Origin of the sequence: uncultured Pontibacter sp. (assembly GCF_947495565.1) — a bacterium.
GTDB lineage: Bacteria > Bacteroidota > Bacteroidia > Cytophagales > Hymenobacteraceae > Pontibacter.
In genome coordinates this window covers 20,253-37,386 of the sequence record NZ_CANLZM010000006.1, presented here as the reverse complement: position 1 = coordinate 37,386, position 17,134 = coordinate 20,253, and the positions used below count along the sequence as shown (strand labels likewise).

The 17,134-nt window shown below is 35.7% G+C and carries 15 protein-coding genes; all 15 read left to right on the top strand.

Annotation, left to right across the window (positions count from 1 at the left end):
- The first annotated feature begins 31 nt into the window (after nt 1-31).
- The 15 genes from Q1B04_RS09270 to Q1B04_RS09200 all read left to right on the top strand — a co-directional run bounded on the left by Q1B04_RS09270 (nt 32) and on the right by Q1B04_RS09200 (nt 17,050).
- Nucleotides 32-1,330, top strand: a complete 1,299-nt coding sequence (locus tag Q1B04_RS09270; RefSeq protein ID WP_299758442.1) for a UDP-N-acetylglucosamine 1-carboxyvinyltransferase — start codon at nt 32-34, stop codon at nt 1,328-1,330.
- An 8-nt stretch (nt 1,331-1,338) separates the two neighbouring features.
- Nucleotides 1,339-2,655, top strand: coding sequence for a flippase (locus tag Q1B04_RS09265; RefSeq protein ID WP_299758440.1), 1,317 nt, complete (start codon nt 1,339-1,341; stop codon nt 2,653-2,655).
- A gap of 2 nt (nt 2,656-2,657) precedes the next feature.
- The gene (murB, locus tag Q1B04_RS09260; protein WP_299758438.1) at nt 2,658-3,509 is read left to right on the top strand and encodes a UDP-N-acetylmuramate dehydrogenase; all 852 of its coding nucleotides are present in this window, start codon (nt 2,658-2,660) and stop codon (nt 3,507-3,509) included.
- 3 nt (nt 3,510-3,512) lie between these two features.
- Complete coding sequence (locus Q1B04_RS09255) at nt 3,513-4,679, top strand: glycosyltransferase (RefSeq protein WP_299758436.1); 1,167 nt, start codon at nt 3,513-3,515, stop codon at nt 4,677-4,679.
- 24 nt (nt 4,680-4,703) lie between these two features.
- Nucleotides 4,704-5,720 carry a hypothetical protein gene (locus Q1B04_RS09250; protein ID WP_299758434.1) on the top strand — a complete coding sequence of 339 codons (1,017 nt, stop codon included), beginning with the start codon at nt 4,704-4,706 and terminating at the stop codon, nt 5,718-5,720.
- A gap of 17 nt (nt 5,721-5,737) precedes the next feature.
- A complete protein-coding gene (locus Q1B04_RS09245; protein WP_299758432.1) occupies nt 5,738-6,841 on the top strand; it encodes a glycosyltransferase in 1,104 nt (367 codons plus the stop codon).
- Nucleotides 6,842-7,480: 639 nt separating this feature from the next.
- A complete protein-coding gene (locus tag Q1B04_RS09240; RefSeq protein WP_299758430.1) occupies nt 7,481-8,587 on the top strand; it encodes a glycosyltransferase in 1,107 nt (368 codons plus the stop codon).
- A gap of 80 nt (nt 8,588-8,667) precedes the next feature.
- Nucleotides 8,668-9,630: a GNAT family N-acetyltransferase gene (locus Q1B04_RS09235; RefSeq protein ID WP_299758428.1), complete on the top strand. Its 963-nt coding sequence runs from the start codon at nt 8,668-8,670 to the stop codon at nt 9,628-9,630.
- Nucleotide 9,631: 1 nt separating this feature from the next.
- Nucleotides 9,632-10,843 (top strand): hypothetical protein, encoded by a 1,212-nt coding sequence (locus tag Q1B04_RS09230; protein WP_299758426.1) that lies wholly within the window; start codon nt 9,632-9,634, stop codon nt 10,841-10,843.
- Complete coding sequence (locus Q1B04_RS09225; protein WP_299758424.1) at nt 10,843-11,841, top strand: polysaccharide deacetylase family protein; 999 nt, start codon at nt 10,843-10,845, stop codon at nt 11,839-11,841. Before Q1B04_RS09230 ends, Q1B04_RS09225 begins: the two co-directional genes overlap by 1 nt.
- The gene (locus tag Q1B04_RS09220; RefSeq protein WP_299758422.1) at nt 11,825-12,997 is read left to right on the top strand and encodes a glycosyltransferase family 4 protein; all 1,173 of its coding nucleotides are present in this window, start codon (nt 11,825-11,827) and stop codon (nt 12,995-12,997) included. Before Q1B04_RS09225 ends, Q1B04_RS09220 begins: the two co-directional genes overlap by 17 nt.
- A complete protein-coding gene (locus tag Q1B04_RS09215; RefSeq protein WP_299758420.1) occupies nt 12,978-13,592 on the top strand; it encodes a sugar transferase in 615 nt (204 codons plus the stop codon). Before Q1B04_RS09220 ends, Q1B04_RS09215 begins: the two co-directional genes overlap by 20 nt.
- Nucleotides 13,593-13,812: 220 nt before the next feature.
- A complete protein-coding gene (locus Q1B04_RS09210) occupies nt 13,813-14,745 on the top strand; it encodes a DUF2334 domain-containing protein (RefSeq protein ID WP_299758418.1) in 933 nt (310 codons plus the stop codon).
- 6 nt (nt 14,746-14,751) lie between these two features.
- Nucleotides 14,752-15,669: a hypothetical protein gene (locus tag Q1B04_RS09205; protein WP_299758416.1), complete on the top strand. Its 918-nt coding sequence runs from the start codon at nt 14,752-14,754 to the stop codon at nt 15,667-15,669.
- Between the two features lie 31 nt (nt 15,670-15,700).
- Complete coding sequence (locus Q1B04_RS09200) at nt 15,701-17,050, top strand: UDP-glucose/GDP-mannose dehydrogenase family protein (protein ID WP_299758414.1); 1,350 nt, start codon at nt 15,701-15,703, stop codon at nt 17,048-17,050.
- Nucleotides 17,051-17,134: the final 84 nt, after the last annotated feature.

The following is a 17,134-nucleotide window of genomic DNA, read 5'->3' as shown; positions in this document are numbered from 1 at the left end:
TAAAATAGCGTTTTGATAATAGTTCTAAAGAATGGAGAATATAAACAAGCAGTTAACAGCCCACGTTCATGGGGGAATCATTCCTAAAGGAAGAGTTAAGGTTAGTGGGGCCAAAAATGCAGCAACAAGATTACTTGCAGCTTCTTTAATATCAGATGAAAGCGTAGTACTAAATAATTTTCCTATTGATCTTGTTGATGCACAATATAAAATAGATTTCATAAGGCAAATAGGCGGTAAAGTTGAAGTAAATACCGAAAGAGAAAGTTTAACAATAAGCACTTCTGACGTACAGAATGTTATACTTGATAACTATGATTACCCTATTAGAACTACATATTTATTAGTTGCAGGCTTATTGAAGAAGTTCGGCATAGCTAGAATACCATATCCTGGTGGATGTAAAATTGGTAGCAGAGGTTATGACCTGCACATTATGGTATGGGAAAAGTTAGGCTGCACTGTTACAGAGGAAGAAAACTTTATTATAGTAGAAGCTAAAAACGGCTTGGTTGGGGGCGAAATAGATTTTCCAATATCTACAATAGGAGGTACTGAAAGTGCTCTGATATGTGCTTCTATAATAGAAGGAGAAACTATTATAAGAAACGCCTACATTTCTCCTGAAGTCTCAAGTCTGATCGATTTTCTGAAAACACTAGGTGTCAACATTGAAGTTGCTGGTAATAGCTTTATAAAAGTTATAGGTAAGCGTTATTTAGCAGGTTCAATATTCTCTGTTATTCCTGATAGGATCGAGGCTTTGACATGGATTGTTTTGGCAGTTATATCAGGAGGCGACATTCTTATTGAAGATGTGCCTATTGATTTCATGGAAATTCCACTTATTCATTTAAAGGATGCAGGCATCAACTACTTCCAAAACTCTGAAAGTATCTACATAACACCAAGCTGCCAGAAGAACGGAGAAGTACAGCCTTTTGAATTAGCTTGTGGTACTCATCCCGGTGTTATTTCTGATATGCAGCCTTTTTATGTATTGTTAGGTTTGCATGCAAAAGGTGTGAGCAGGGTGTATGATTATAGGTATCCAGAAAGAACAAAGTACCTTGAGGAATTAAGTAAGTTCTATGCGAATAGCTTAAGCTGGGAAAATGGTGCTATAACAATAACAGGCAAAAATAAACCTGCTCCTGCTGTAACTACATCTACGGATTTAAGAGGTAGTATGGCATTATTAATGGCGGCGCTAATTGCAGATGGAGAATCAGAGATTAGAAATGTTGAAATGGCTTTAAGAGGATATAACCGTTTGCTGCCAAAGCTAAGGAACTTAGGCTATAAAATCGATTTACAGGAAGTTAATTAAGTGTAGCTTTGTCAAGTTCTTTCATAAAAGATCTAGCAGCAGTCTTTAAGAGTAAAGTTGCTGTTATTATGTTTGGCTTATTATCAAGTATTGTAACAGCCCGTTATCTTGGCCCTGAAGGCAATGGAATTATAGCCTCTCTAATGGTTTATCCATCACTGTTCATGAACATAGGATCATTAGGCATTAGGCAGTCTACTACCTACTTTGTTGGACAAGGTAAGTATGGTGTGAATGAAGTATACGGAGCTGTATTATCTATTTGGACTTTAACAAGTGTATTTAGCTTAGTTAGTTGTTATGTACTTATACAGTATTTTACTAGTGGAAGCTATTCTGTACTACTTATTATACTGGCAATAGCTGCTATACCTTTTTCACTTTATACAACCTATAGCTCCGGTATATTTCTAGGACAGCAGAAAATAAAAGAGTTTAATAGAATAAACTGGATACCTGCTGCCATAAATTTAATAATAACCTTCCTTTTAATAGGTATTTTCCCCTTTGGAGTAACTGGCTCCATGATTGGGACTTTTTCAGGTGTTTTTATTCTTTCATTCTTTGTATTAAAGAAAATGGCCAATTTGGGTTCAATTAGGCTAAATTTTGATGCTAAGATCATGAAAGAAATGGTGAGTTTAGGTATTGTTTATGCCGTTTCATTATTAGTAATTAACCTCAATTATAAGGTTGATATTATAATATTGGAAAAGCTCTCCACAGCACATGCAGTTGGTATCTATTCTAAAGGTGTTGGTATCGTAAATTATCTATGGCAGATACCTATGTTGCTTAGCACTTTAGTTTTTTCCAGGAGTGCAGGTTCAAAAGATCCTAAAGGCTTTTCAATTAAAGTAGCAAGATTATTACGCTTATCAGGTATTGCTGTTCTTGTTGCTAGTATCATATTGTACTTCTTATCTGACATGTTAATTGTAAAGATGTATGGAGAGGACTTTAAAGAAAGTAGTATGGTTCTTAAACTTTTATTACCTGGTGTCTTCTTGCTAACAATTTATAAAGTATTAAACATGGATCTAGCAGGTAAGGGGAAACCATGGCTATCAATGTTTGCAATGATACCAGCTCTAATTTTAAATGTCAGTCTAAATTACTTATGGGTTCCAGTCTATGGTGCTAATGGAGCCGCATTGGCATCAACATTAAGCTATATATTTGCTGCACTAGTGTTTTTAATGGTTTATTCAAAAGCAGCAGGTTTGCCTATTAGTAAGATACTAAAATTTGACCAAGGAGATAAAACAATATTTGTCGCCTTAATAAATAAAATAAGAAAAAGGGAAAATATAAAAATTCAATAAAGATGATAATCAAGGAAAATCTTGATCTTACTGAATATAACTCTTACAGAGTTAAAGCAATATGTGCAAAAGCATACTTTCCTGAAACAGATGAAGATATTATTGAGATATTTAAAAATACCGATAAAAAAGTTATTTTAGGAGGAGGGTATAATACTATATTATCAAAACCATATTATCAGGAGCCTTTTGTAATATTTAATAAACACTTTGGGTCAGTAGAAATCACAGGTAATATAGTATCAGCTCAAGCAGGAATTAGTTTGCTTGAACTTAGTGAACTTGCCCTAGAAAATTCACTGTCTGGCTTAGAAACATTTTACGACATACCATCATCTTTAGGTGGTGCAGTAGTAATGAATGCCGGTGCTGGAGGAGAGGAAATTAAAGATCTCCTTACTACTGTCAAATATTTTGATCCTGCGTCTTTAACCTTCTATGAGAAGCCAAGAGATGAAATTAACTTCGAATATAGAAACAGTTTTTTTCAAAAGAACCCACATTTTATTATAATAAAAGCAGAGCTTATTTTACGTTCTGGCGTGAAAGCAGATATTCTTAATAAGATGCAGAGCATCAAAGCTGCAAGATGGGCGAAACAACCTAAAGAATATCCTAATGGTGGAAGTGTCTTTAAAAGACCTTCTGGAAAGTTTGTTGGTCCTATGATAGAAGAACTTGGATTAAAAGGATATTCAGTAGGTGGAGCTAAAGTTTCAGAAAAGCATGCAGGTTTCATTGTAAACTTTGATAATGCTACAGGTGCTGATATTTTGAATTTGATTTCTGAAATTCAACTCAAAGTCAAAACAACATATGATATTGATCTAGAAGTTGAACAGCGTATTATCTAGAAAATGAAAATATTATATATTATAAGTACTTTCAAAGGAGGCAATGGCGGACATGCATATTCATTAACTCATATAAGTAGTGAAATTTCTAAATATGCCGATACTGCAATTATTTCAATTGGGCCTAAAAGAAGTAAAGTTGTAACAACTAGCCCACATTATCTGCAATACCTGTACTTTGATGCTATAAATATTTTAACCTTTAAGAATGAGTTGTATGAGGTACTTGAAACATATAAACCAGATATAATACATTGTTTTGATACAAACGCGTATAATATAGTAAAGCTAATATTACCGAATTCAAAGTATAAAATTATACTTAATAAATGCGGTGGGCCTAATAAGAAAAATTATCCTCTTTTTAATGACCTTATTCTATTTAGTATTGAAAATAAAACATGGTTTGATCAGCAGTTCGAATATAATAAAAGCAATATTCACCTAATACCAAACAGGGTTAAGGGGATTAAAGTGGCTGCGCCTTCACAACTTGATGAGCCAATATTTAAAGATCAAACTAAATTTACTTTTGTTAGAATAGCTCGTCTAGGGGCTGCATACAAAAAGGGTATAATTGATGCAATCAGGTTGATCAGTATATTAACTAATCTGAACTATAAAGTAGAGCTCTATATAATAGGAGTGATTGAAAATGAGCTTATCTTAAGAGAGTTACAAAAAGAAGCACAAGGACTGAACGTTATCTTCTTAACTAAAGATGTACATACAGTAAAAGCTTCTAAAATGCTATACCTTGCAGATGCGGTTGTTGCCACTGGCAGAGGATTAATGGAGGCATGTTCAATAGGATTACCTGTTCTAACTCCTTCAATAAATGCCAACATACCAGTATTGGTTTCTGAAAATAATTTTGATTCTTTTCTTTCAACAAACTTTTCAGAGCGGAATGTTGATGAAGGCTATAGTAAAGAAAATAATATTTCAAATATTATTAAATTAATAAATAATAAAGAATATAATCAAAAGCTAAGAGCCTTTACTTCAGAGATGTTTGAAAAATATTTTGATATCTCTGAAGGAGCAAAAAAGTATATAGAGGTTTACAAAAGCGTACTTACTTCTAATAGACAAGAAGTAAGTAGGTTCAAGAATATACCTTCCAAACTGAAGACCTTATATGGGTTTTATAAATATTCAAGAAAGTAGCCGCGCTTAAAGCTTATGACTCACATGAAATTAGCAATACATTCTAAAAAGGGAAGTTTTAGTGATGATTGGATTGAATACTGCAAAGAAAAAAATGTCCAGTTTAAGTTAGTCGATTGCTATTCATCTTCAATAATTGATGACTTGAGAGAATGCGATGGCTTAATGTGGCATTGGCATCATACTGATCCTAAAGCTGTATTATTTGCAAAACAGCTTACTTTTTCTTTAGAGAAAATAGGGATTAAAGTTTTTCCTAGCAGTTCCACTTCATGGCATTTTGATGACAAAGTTGGTCAAAAATATCTGTTTGAAGCTATAGGAATTCCATTAGTGCCATCACATGTGTTTTATGATAAGAAAACGGCTTTTGATTGGATTCACAAATCAACTTTTCCAAAAGTTTTTAAACTAAGAGGGGGCTCTTCAGCAGTAAATGTTAAATTAGTTAAAAGCGCCCGTGCAGCTGAAGCAATAGTTAGACAGGCCTTTGGACGTGGTTTTTCTCCAAAAAATAGGCAGGCAATCTTGGAAGACAGATTAAGAGTCTTTAAAAAGAAAAAAGACCTATATACATTTTATCTTTTGTTGAGAGGTGTAGTTAGATATTTTATACCTACAGAGTTTGAAAAACTTAATGGCCCTGAAAAAGGATATGTTTACTTTCAGGATTTTATTGAGGGAAATACTTACGATACACGTGTTGTGGTTGTAGGTAATAAATGCTTTGCTATACGTCGATATAATCGCGAAAATGATTTTCGAGCTTCTGGAAGTGGCAATAAACACTATGATGATCCAAAATTATTTGATATTAACTGTATTAGGTTAGCAAGAGAAACCACAAAGCAGTTAAATGCTCAAAGTTTAGCTTTTGATTTTTTAGTGGATAAAGATAATAAACCATTAATAGTAGAAATTAGCTATTGCTTCACATCAGGGGCATTTCCTGGATATTGGGATGAAGATGATGTTTGGCATAACGAAAAGGTTAATGTTCGAAAGCTAATGATAGAAGAGTTTATCAAAATATTGGAATAGATTGATTTGTGTATTAAATGGAAAAAGAAGAGCGAATAGCAGTATTAATGCCATCATTTAGAGGAGGAGGAGCTGAAAGGGTCTTAGTAGAATTTGCAAATTGGGCTGTAAGTCGTGGTGTAACAACTGATCTATTAGTTATTAATGATGTAGGCCCTTATCGTTCTGAAGTAGATAAGGCAGTAAATATCATAGCTTTTGATTCCGTTAGAAGTATATATGCAGTACCTGCTTATGTATCTTATCTTAGAAGAGCTAGCCCATCAGGCGTAGTGTCAACAATTGGGCAACTTAACATCATAAATTCATTCCTAACGCCAATATTTTCAAAAGGTACAAAGGTTGTACTAAGAGAAGCAAATACACCAACTCAGCAAGCTAAGAAAAAAAATAGCCATAAGTTTAAGTTACTATTGAAACTTTATAAAAGAGCTTATCAATCAGCAGATTCTGTGATAGCAGTATCTCGAGGAGTTTTAGATGATGTTTCAGCGCGATATAAAATTCGCAAAAATCTGCTCTTGATACCAAATCCTGCTTCTGTAGATTCAGTTAGATGTAAAGCCGCTGAACCAGTAAATTTATCTTATCTTGGTTTAGAAGATGGTGATGAGTTTGCAATTGCTGTTGGTAGACTGACATATCAGAAAGACTTTTCTACCTTGATTAAAGCTTTTAGAATAATTGCAAATTCTAACGATAGCATTAAGTTACTAATACTTGGGGAGGGCGAGCTAAGAGAATGTCTTGAAAGAGAAATAGAAGTTTTAGATTTAAAAAAAAGAGTGTTATTACCGGGGTTTGTGTCTAACCCTTTTGCAGTCATGAGGCATGCTCGTTTACTAGTGATGTCATCGTTATATGAAGGTATGCCGAACGTACTACTTCAAGGTATGGCATTGGATCTCCCTATAGTTTCAACAGATTGCAAAAGTGGACCAAATGAATTGTTAAATAATAGTTTACTTGAAAAACTTGTTTCAGTAGGCTCCGCTAATGAAATTGCTGTAGCTGTTACAGATATATTATCTGTAAAGGGTAAGCCTGACTATAGTACTCGTTTAAGTAAAATGACTCCTGATATAGTTTTCAACCAGTATCTAAATGCGTTGATCAAGTAAGATTGCCTGAAGTATCACAGTTCGTATATTTTATCAATGTGTGAAAAGTGTACTCTGTGTGAATTTTTAAGATTAATTATTAGTGAAGGTGTGTAAAATTTAGAAATCTATATTACGAGAAATATATTATATATTTAATACTTTAACCCGAAATTTAGTAATATAGGAATAATCTACTTATAGTAGATTTAGTCATGCATTATGCAAAAAAGATGGGATGGCTATGCTTTTACGCACTGATGAGAATTGAAGGCAATATAAGCATATGCATAAATAGTTCAAAATTTACGATAATATAACTAAGTTATTATCTATTACCCCAATGTGAGGGTGTAATTTTAGCATATACCTACAGTTCTATAGTTGTTTTCCAGATTATGGATGTTCAATTATTAATAACCTTAATTACAGTTTAGGATTGCGGTTGATAATGAATGGAGAATATAGAGATGGCTTTAACAAACTACATAGGTGCTAGGTTTTAATATTTATGCTGATTTGTAATTAATGTGCACACTAATAGTGCATAAAGAATGTTAGCTGACCTTCAATATATTTTACTTAAACTATATTTTTTTTAAATGAGATACTCTTATATAGTTCTTAATAAGTATGCAATAACGAATAATTATACAGCTAATGTCAATTAAAGTATTATTTCTAACTCCTGGCTTAGGAAAGGGAGGTGCTGAAAAGCAATTATTCCTTTTAGCAAATCATTTAAATCATAAAGGCTATACAGTTAAAATTGTAAGTCTTATTGATAGGAATATGTATGATCAAGAGTTAAAGCAAACAAACATACCTTATAAGACACTAAATTTTGAGCAGAAAAGCTTAATTAGTAGATTCTTAGCCTACAAGAATCTTATAATAGATTTCAAGCCAGACATAATAATTTCATTTATGTTTGCTGCAAACTTTTTGTCAAGATTAACCAAGTTTTTTCATAAATGTATCGTGATCAGTTCCATTCGAAATGAAATATTTGGTGGAAAGTTAAGTGAGAAGGTACTAAAATATACTAACAGACTTGATGCAGCTACAGTAGTAAATTCTGACACGGTACTAAATAAATTGTTAGCTGCAGGAATACTTGACAAACGAAATGCAATGTCTATTCCCAATGTTGTTAATTTACCAACTTATAACTTTAGTGAAAAAATAGAAGCAAGGAGTGAAGTCCGGAAAAGATTCAATATATCTAGCGATCAATTTGTCTTTTTGTTTGTGGCTCATTATCGCCCGCAGAAAGATTATGATAATCTTTTCAAAGCGATCTCACTTATGAAAGAAAACGTTAAAATTTTAATGGCTGGTAATTTATTTGAGAGTAGCTGGCCATATGAAAGGGTTAAGGAACTGAATATTGAAAATAAAGTTATTCTCTTGGGTAAAACAGAAGAGTTAAGAGAATTGTATCTTTCAGCCGATGCCCTAGTTATGTCCTCTAAGTGGGAAGGTTTACCCAACGCTATTCTAGAGGCGATGAGTTTTGAACTTCCAGTTATATCTACTAACGTTGGCGGTGTGAAGGACTTAATATCTGATGGACACAATGGAATTCTTTGTGATTCAAAGAATAGCTTAAAGTTAGCTGATTCGATGAAAGCTGTAGTTAATATGCCACCTGAAAGATTAAAAGCAATGGGGGCGGCTTCACGAAGCCATGTCGCTTCTACTTTTTCTTATGAAGTCATCATGAAAAAATGGGATACTCTTATTAGTTCAAGTCTTTCAAAATAAATCAGCTTAATGCTAGGGAGCATATAATTTTATAGTATATAATTAATTTAAATCTAACAAGAAACAGAGGTTGTAATAAAATGGATGTTAGAGATGGAGTACTAGAGGATGTGCCTGCAATTGTTGAGCTATTAAAGATGTCATTAGGAGAGTCTTTAATACCTAAATCTGCATCTCTTTGGCAATGGAAGCACATGCAAAATCCTTTTGGTGCCTCTCCAATTCTAGTTGCTGAAGATAGAGGGAAAATTGTAGGGGTTAGAGCTTTTATGAATTGGACTTGGGTATATAAAGGTGAAATTCTAAATGCGGTACGAGCTGTAGATACTGCAACTCACCCAGATTACCAAGGTAAAGGAATATTTAAGAAATTAACTTTGCAGGGGGTTGCTAATGCAAAGAGTGCAGGAATAGATTTTGTCTTCAATACTCCCAATACGAGCAGCAAGCCTGGATATTTAAAAATGGGTTGGGCGGAAAAGGGCCGTGTACCTTTGAAACTGAAGATAAATCCTTTGGCTTACAAAAGAAGGATAGCTCCACTTGCTAAAGTGCATGACTGGGATCAACTTATAGGTTTTCTGTCTAAAGTTAAAAGTCCTTGTTATGATACTAATAAAGTGCAAACCCTAGTAAATTCTGACTACGTATCTTGGAGGTACAAGAATAATCCGCTATTTGATTATAGCTTTATTTCTGACTATCATTCTTATGTTCTCTTTTATAGAATGAAAGAGCATAAATTTGGTCACGAGATGCGAGTAGTTGATTTGTTTATAAATGATTTGACTTTCAACCAAGAATCAAGACGCGGGCTTCAGAAGGTATTTAGTGATAAATCGAACAACTCATTTCTGACATCCGTGTCTGGAAGGCAATACTTATTAGGAATGAATAAGTATCTCAACATGGGTTTATTGCCTATTTTAAAAAAGGGGCCTATTGTAACTTTACGTAACGTTAACATGAACGATGAGCAGTTTCATGAGCTATTAAACATTGATTCTTGGGCATATTCATTAGGAGACATGGAGCTTTTTTAACATGTTTGGAGCTTTTATTTTAGTAGTAGTTTTATATCTGATTAATCAACCTCTACTAGGCTACTTTAAAAATCAGTACAATTTTCTTCGTATAAAGCTGTTAAATCAGCTTTATTGGTATCATATGCTATTTGCTGTTATTTACTATATATATTCAATTTTTAATCCATCTGATTCTCAAAGGTATTTCAATAGGAATAGTATTGATGGTAATCTTTCCATAAGTTATCCTCCATATCAAACAGGAACAGGATTTATTGATTTTATAGTTTATCCGTTCGTTCATGAACTCGGGTTTAGCTATGAGATGGCTATGATATTGTTTGCTTGGTTTGGGTATTTAGGATTTGTATTTTTTTACATATTTTTTAGGGAAAATATAAAAGAAACAATAAGAGTATATTCTTTTGATTTAGTTACTATTTTACTTTTTCTCCCAAACATGCATTTTTGGACCGCCTCATTAGGTAAAGGTTCTTTTATATTTTTGGGTATTGCAATGTTTGCATATGCATTGAAAGCACCCCAGAAGCGAATTGTTTCTATGGTATTAGCTTTTATTATTGTATATAGTGTAAGGCCGCATATGATGATGTTTTTGGCTGTTGGGGCTGTAGTAGGGTACCTAACAGGCAGAGAGAATATCCCTCTCTATCAAAAACTTATTATACTTGGCGCTTGCGTGGCAGGAATTTTTCTAATGTATGATAAGATATTAGAAATGGCTAGTATAAATGAAGAGGATGTCGTTGGAAGCTTTCAAAATTTTTCCAGTAACAGGGCAGAATTACTAGCAAGGTCTGGTTCAGGTGTAGACATGTCTAATTACCCTTTGCTGTTAAAGCTTTTCACATTCTGGTTTAGGCCTTTGTTTTTTGATGCACCTGGTGCGTTAGGTCTTTATATATCTGCAGAAAATCTCCTATATCTTTTGCTTACATTGAAACTTATAGATAAAAGTTTTATGAAATTCTTGAAAGGTGCATCTTCATTAGTTAAAATGAGCCTAATCACCTTTATTTCCTCATCAGTTGCTCTATCGTTTGTGATGTCAAATTTAGGTATAGTAATAAGACAAAAGAGTATGGTGATGTACTTCCTTTTCTTTGTTATACTTGCTTTTCTTGAGTTCAAAAAGCGCCAAAAGAATGATACTGATTTAATAGTTTCTACAAATAATCAAATAAGCCGTCAGCAATTACGATTAGTATAATGAAGGATAAAGCAGTTCTAATAATTTCCCTTGATTTCGAATTATACTGGGGGGTTTCTGATAAAGTTAAACTAGAAGATAAGCAACAATATTTTCAAAATACTAGAAAAACGATACCAGCTTTATTAAATCTCTTTAATCAAAATCAGGTACATGTAACTTGGGCAACGGTAGGAATGCTTTTCGCAACTAGTTGGAAGGAATGGTACCAATTTATGCCTAAAGAAAAACCAAACTATAATAATGCTAATTTGTCCTCCTATGCAGTTGAAGCCAAATATAACAACGCAAATCACTTAGAACCTTTCTTGTTTGCTCCAGACATAGTTGATCTTATAAATGAAACTCCTAATCAGGAAGTAGCTACACATACTTTTTGCCATTATTATTGTAAAGAGAGCGGACAAACTATATCACAATTTAGAAGCGACTTGCAGGCGGCAAAGATAATTGCAGCTCAAAAAAATATATCTCTACATTCACTTGTGTTCCCTCGAAATCAGTACAATGAAAGTTACCTAAAAGTATGTGCTGAAGAAGGCATAACAAGCGTACGATCTAATCCTCAAGATTGGTTTTGGAGAGATACAGAGAATGAAGTATTAATAAATAAAATTTTTAGAACTGGAGATAGCTATATTCAATTAGGTAAACAAACTTCTTTTAAGTTATCATCGCTAGATTTAAAAGACGGTTTGCCTCTTTCTATTCCTGCTAGCAGGTTTCTGCGGCCAGTGGGGAATAAAGCTTACTTAAATAAGCTGCGCCTACGAAGAATCATTGCTGAAATGACCGCTGCAGCTGAGAGACAAGAGTGTTACCACTTATGGTGGCATCCGCATAATTTTGGAGATTATCCTGAGGAAAGTATGAATGATCTTCAACATATTGTAGAACATTTTAAAAGGCTACAGCATAAGTATGGAATGATTAGTATGACAATGCAGGAAGTTGACAATTACATAAAGGATAATAATAAGCATGATAAAGCTCTTTAGAGTAACTACAGTACCAATATCACTACAGAAGCTTATTACAGGTCAATTGAAGTACATGCGAAGCAAAGGTTTTGAGCCTTTAATGATATCTGCAAATGGTCCTGAAGTTGCTCAGGCTATTAAAGAACAAGAGGCACCACATATAGTTATATCAATGACTCGTAAGGTCACACCCCTCAAAGATTTGATATCATTATGGAACTTCTATAAGCTTTGTAAAAAAAATAAACCTGATATAATTCACTCCCACACCCCAAAGGCAGGGATCATTAGTATGCTAGGAGGAAAGTTAGCAGGTGTACCTGTTCGCTTACATACAGTTGCTGGAATGCCACTGATGGAAGCTAAAGGGATAAAGCGTCGTGTGTTAGAATTTGTGGAAAAGCTAACTTATGCATGTGCCACTAAGATTTATCCAAATTCAAATGTTCTTAAAGAATTTGTCATTCAAAATGGTTTTTGTACCGAAGACAAAATAAAAGTACTTGGCAATGGTAGTAGCAATGGAATCAATACAAATAATTTCACAGTCGAAGCACTTGACCCAAAGAGGCTTCAAGATTTAAAACAAAAGTTAGGAATAAGTGCAACAGATTTTGTGTTTGTTTTTGTTGGGCGTTTGGTTAAGGATAAAGGAATACGTGAGTTGGTAAGTGCGTATAAGATTCTGCAATTAAAGCATAAAAATGCCAAGTTATTACTAATTGGGCCTTTGGAGCAAGATTTGGATCCGCTACCAGCAGAAACCTTGATCGACATAGAGTCAAATCCAAATATTCTTTATGTAGGTTATCAAAATGATGTGCGACCTTATCTTGCTATCAGCCAAGTTTTAACTTTTCCTTCGTATAGAGAAGGTTTTCCAAATGTACCAATGCAGGCTGGGTGCTATGAAGTCCCAAGTATAGTTACTGATATAAATGGATGTAATGAAATAATAATAAACGGAGAGAACGGCATTATCATACCTACAAAATCGATAGAACCCCTTTATGAGGCTATGGATTGTATGATTGAGTATAATGATTTGTATATTAAATTAAAATCTAATGCTAGAAGAATGATTGTTGAACGCTATGATCAGCAACATTTTTGGGAATTATTGTTTCAAGAATATCAAATTCAATTATCAAATAATGAAGTGGTTTTATCGTAATTTCTTTAAACGTGCATTTGATCTTATCTTTAGTCTATTAGCTTTTCTCTTACTTTTACCTATTTTCATTTTAGTGACATTATTATTATTCATTGTAAATGAAGGACAACCTTTCTTCCTGCAGTTAAGGCCCGGCCAAAATGGTAAAGTGTTTAAAATAATCAAGTTTAAGACAATGAATGATAAGAAAGACTCCCAGGGAGAACTTCTGTCTGATGAACATCGGCTTACTGCAGTAGGTAAATTTGTTCGTAAAACTTCACTAGATGAAATACCACAACTGTTGAATGTCATTATAGGAGATATGTCCATAGTTGGTCCTCGACCACTTCTGGTAGAATATTTGCCACTTTATAATAAAACACAACGTCGCCGGCATGAGGTTAAACCTGGCATAACAGGATGGGTTGGTGTAAACGGACGTAATGCGATTGGATGGGACCAAAAATTTAATTTAGATATATGGTATGTTGATAATATGTCTTTAATGTTAGATCTGAGAATTATTTTTTTGACTGTTTTAAAGGTATTCAAATCAGAAGGAATAACTGCGGAAGGAGTAGCAACAATGCCTAAGTTTAAAGGTAATAACTAGTAACTAACTAGCTTTGGTGTGCAGCTATTCCTTCGCTTTAAGATTTTATTATGGAAGGGAAGGTAAAAGTTTTAGAGTAAAAAATGATTTTACCTGAGACTATAATTTTGTCACGTATAAGCGCATTATACAGAGAAACGGTTTAGAATTCAAGTTAATAACATTGTTCATTACCTTTGATAGCTTATTAAGGTAGTGATAAATATGATTTTTCTAATTTATGTTGACATGGTTGCCAGAAGGCAAAAAGGCTGCAATTTGCTTTAGTATTGATGATATTCACCCAGCTAAGAGTTCTGACTATTATGAAGCAGGGGGAGATTTGGATAAAGGTAGTTTAGGATTAGTTAAGTGGTTATTAGATAGGCACCCTAAGCTTAAAGTAACGCTTTTTACAACTGCAGACTGGAGAGAAATATCACCGGTTCCTACAAGAAAGCTACTTGCCTCTATACCTTATTTGAGAGATAAGGTATTTCTTGCAAAGCGTTGGAAAAAAGGTACAATGCAGTTAGACCGACACCCCGAATTTGTTGAGTTTCTTAATAATATGGAAAGGGCAGAGATAGCATTTCACGGTCTTTATCATTGCCATAAAGGTCTTAAGGTACCTGTTGAGTTTCAAGATCAAACAGAGGAGGAGTTTGATTGTATAATCAAAGAGATGTTAAGAATTTTTGATACGTCAGGTATAAATTATGTTGATGGTATTTGCCCCCCTGGATGGAATGCACCAGATAAATTGCTTAATCAGTTAGTAGAACATAAAATTAAGTATATAAATTCTGCTAGAGATATTTTTACTAATATATCAAAAGATGCACTAGCTAATATGAGTGGGCTGAAAGGGGTACCGCTTATATTTCCATCACTTTTAAAAAACAATAAACTGTTGCACATTCCTGCTAATTTCCAAGCAACATCTAAACCTGAACGAGCGCGGCAAATTATTGATAATTCAGGTTTATTGTCTATTAAAGCTCATATAATTAAATCTGCTATGGGCCATATTGCACTTGATGGTGTAGACCAAGAATATATGAGTTACCTTGATTCGCTATTTTCATCAATAGATAAAGAGTATGGAGACTCTATATGGTGGACATCTATGGGAGAAATCACTAATCACATCTTTAGCCATAACAAAGCTTAAATTTATATGGAAAACGTTATAATAAATCCTGAAGATTATACTTCAAAGTACATAGCATATCTGAATAAATGTTTTAAAAATTGGGGTCAAAAAGATGTATATGATTGGGTGTTTAAAAGAACTGTTGGTGGGCTAGACTCTGATATTATTCTTATAAAAGATAATGAAGGTGAAATAATAGCAGGCTCTGGTGTTACTTATCGAAAGTTGAATACTGAGCAAGCTGGTTTAATTGATATTGCTATAATGACTGGTTCTTGGACTTTACCTAAAGCAAGAGGAAAAGGTTGTTTTACTACTATGATTGAAGTTTCGAAAGAAGTAGCAGCTAACAAAGGAGTGGCTTTTCTTACAGCTTTTGTAACAGAAAGTAACGCAAGCTTTAGGAGGCTAGAGAGAGCAGGTTCTTATTTGGTATCAACTTATCACTTGTTTTCACCTGATGAACAATATAATGCTCCGAATCTTTTAAATGTTGAAGAGGTTTCTTTAGATGAATTTACGATAGATAAAGTATATAATAGGCTTAACAGTTTCAAAGTGTTGGCACATTTTGCTTATACAAGACATGAGTTTAAAGAACAATATATAGATCGGCCCATAAGTCCCATTATACTAAAAATTAATACTGAATATGTTTTAATTGAAGAGACGCATAACGTGATGAAGGTACTATTATTAACTAGTCCTGATGATCAATCGCAATTAATAGGTATAGTCAAATCCTTAACAAATTGGTCTTTAAGAAATTACGCAAAAAAGCTTCTCCTATTTACCACTGATACTAACATTAAGGGAGTTTGTGAAGAACTTAAGTTTGAAAATTTGCCAGGTCATTTTACTGTACTAAATACAACTGCTATAGGTACTGATATACTTAAGCCCTTTTTAGGACTAGCCATTAATTCAGGAGATAAGATATAATCGAAAACTAAAAGTAAAGTAGGAAATACATATGAGAATAGCAGTAGTTGGTACCGGGTACGTTGGTCTGGTAACGGGGACGTGCTTTGCGGAAGTGGGCATCGACGTGACCTGCATCGATATCGACGTAAAGAAAATAGAGAACCTGAAGAAGGGCATCCTGCCGATATACGAGCCGGGCCTGGAGGAGATGGTGTCGCGCAACTTCCAGAAGGAGCGCCTGACGTTCTCCAACGATTTGGACAGCAGCATTCAGGGCTGCGAGGCGGCCTTCATTGCAGTGGGGACCCCTCCGGGCGAGGACGGCTCGGCCGATCTGAAGTACGTGCTGGCCGTGGCACAGAGCATCGGCCAGAACATGACTGACTACCTGGTGGTGGTGACCAAGAGCACCGTGCCGGTGGGTACCGCCGAGAAGGTGCGCAAGGCTATAGAGAAGGAACTGGAGGCGCGCGGCGTGGATATCCCGTTCGATGTGGCCTCCAACCCCGAGTTCCTCAAGGAGGGCGCGGCCATTGACGACTTCCTCAAGCCGGACCGCATTGTGGTGGGTGTGTGCTCCGATAGAGCCGAGAAGGTGATGGAGAAGCTCTACAAGCCCTTCCTGATGAACGGCCACCCGCTTATTTTCATGGACATTCCCTCTGCCGAGATGACCAAGTATGCGGCTAACGCCATGCTGGCCACCAAGATCAGCTTCATGAACGATATTGCCAACCTGTGCGAGATCATGGGCGCCGACGTGAACATGGTGCGCAAGGGCATCGGCTCGGACGCGCGCATCGGCAACAAGTTCATCTATCCGGGCATCGGCTACGGCGGCTCCTGCTTCCCCAAGGACGTGAAGGCGCTTATCCGCACGGCCTCGGAGAACGGCTACAGCATGCGCGTGCTGCAGAGCGTGGAGGAGGTGAACGAGAACCAGAAATCAGTGCTCTACAACAAGATACACAGCCACTTCAACGGCGACCTGTCCGGCAAAACGTTTGCGCTGTGGGGCCTCTCGTTCAAGCCCAAGACCGACGACATGCGCGAGGCGCCCTCGCTGGTGATTGTGCAGAAATTGCTGGAGCAGGGTGCCAAGGTGCGCGCCTACGACCCGGTGGCCATGAAGGAAGCCAGGCACATCCTGGGCGACACCATCGAGTACGGCAAGGACGAGTACGAGGCCCTGATCGACGCCGACGCCCTGCTGATGATCACCGAGTGGCCGGAGTTCCGCTCGCCCAACTTCACGGTGGTGAGCAAGCTGATGAAGGAGAAGGTGATCTTCGACGGCCGCAACATCTACGAGGGCGCAGACATGCGCGAGAAGGGATTCACCTATTACGGCATCGGCGTGAAGCAGCAGGTGCCCCAGAAAATTGACGCAACGCTGTAAACTATGAGCAAGAAAAGAGTACTCATCACGGGAGGGGTCGGTTTCCTCGGCTCTTACCTGTGCGACAGAACAGCATAATTTCAA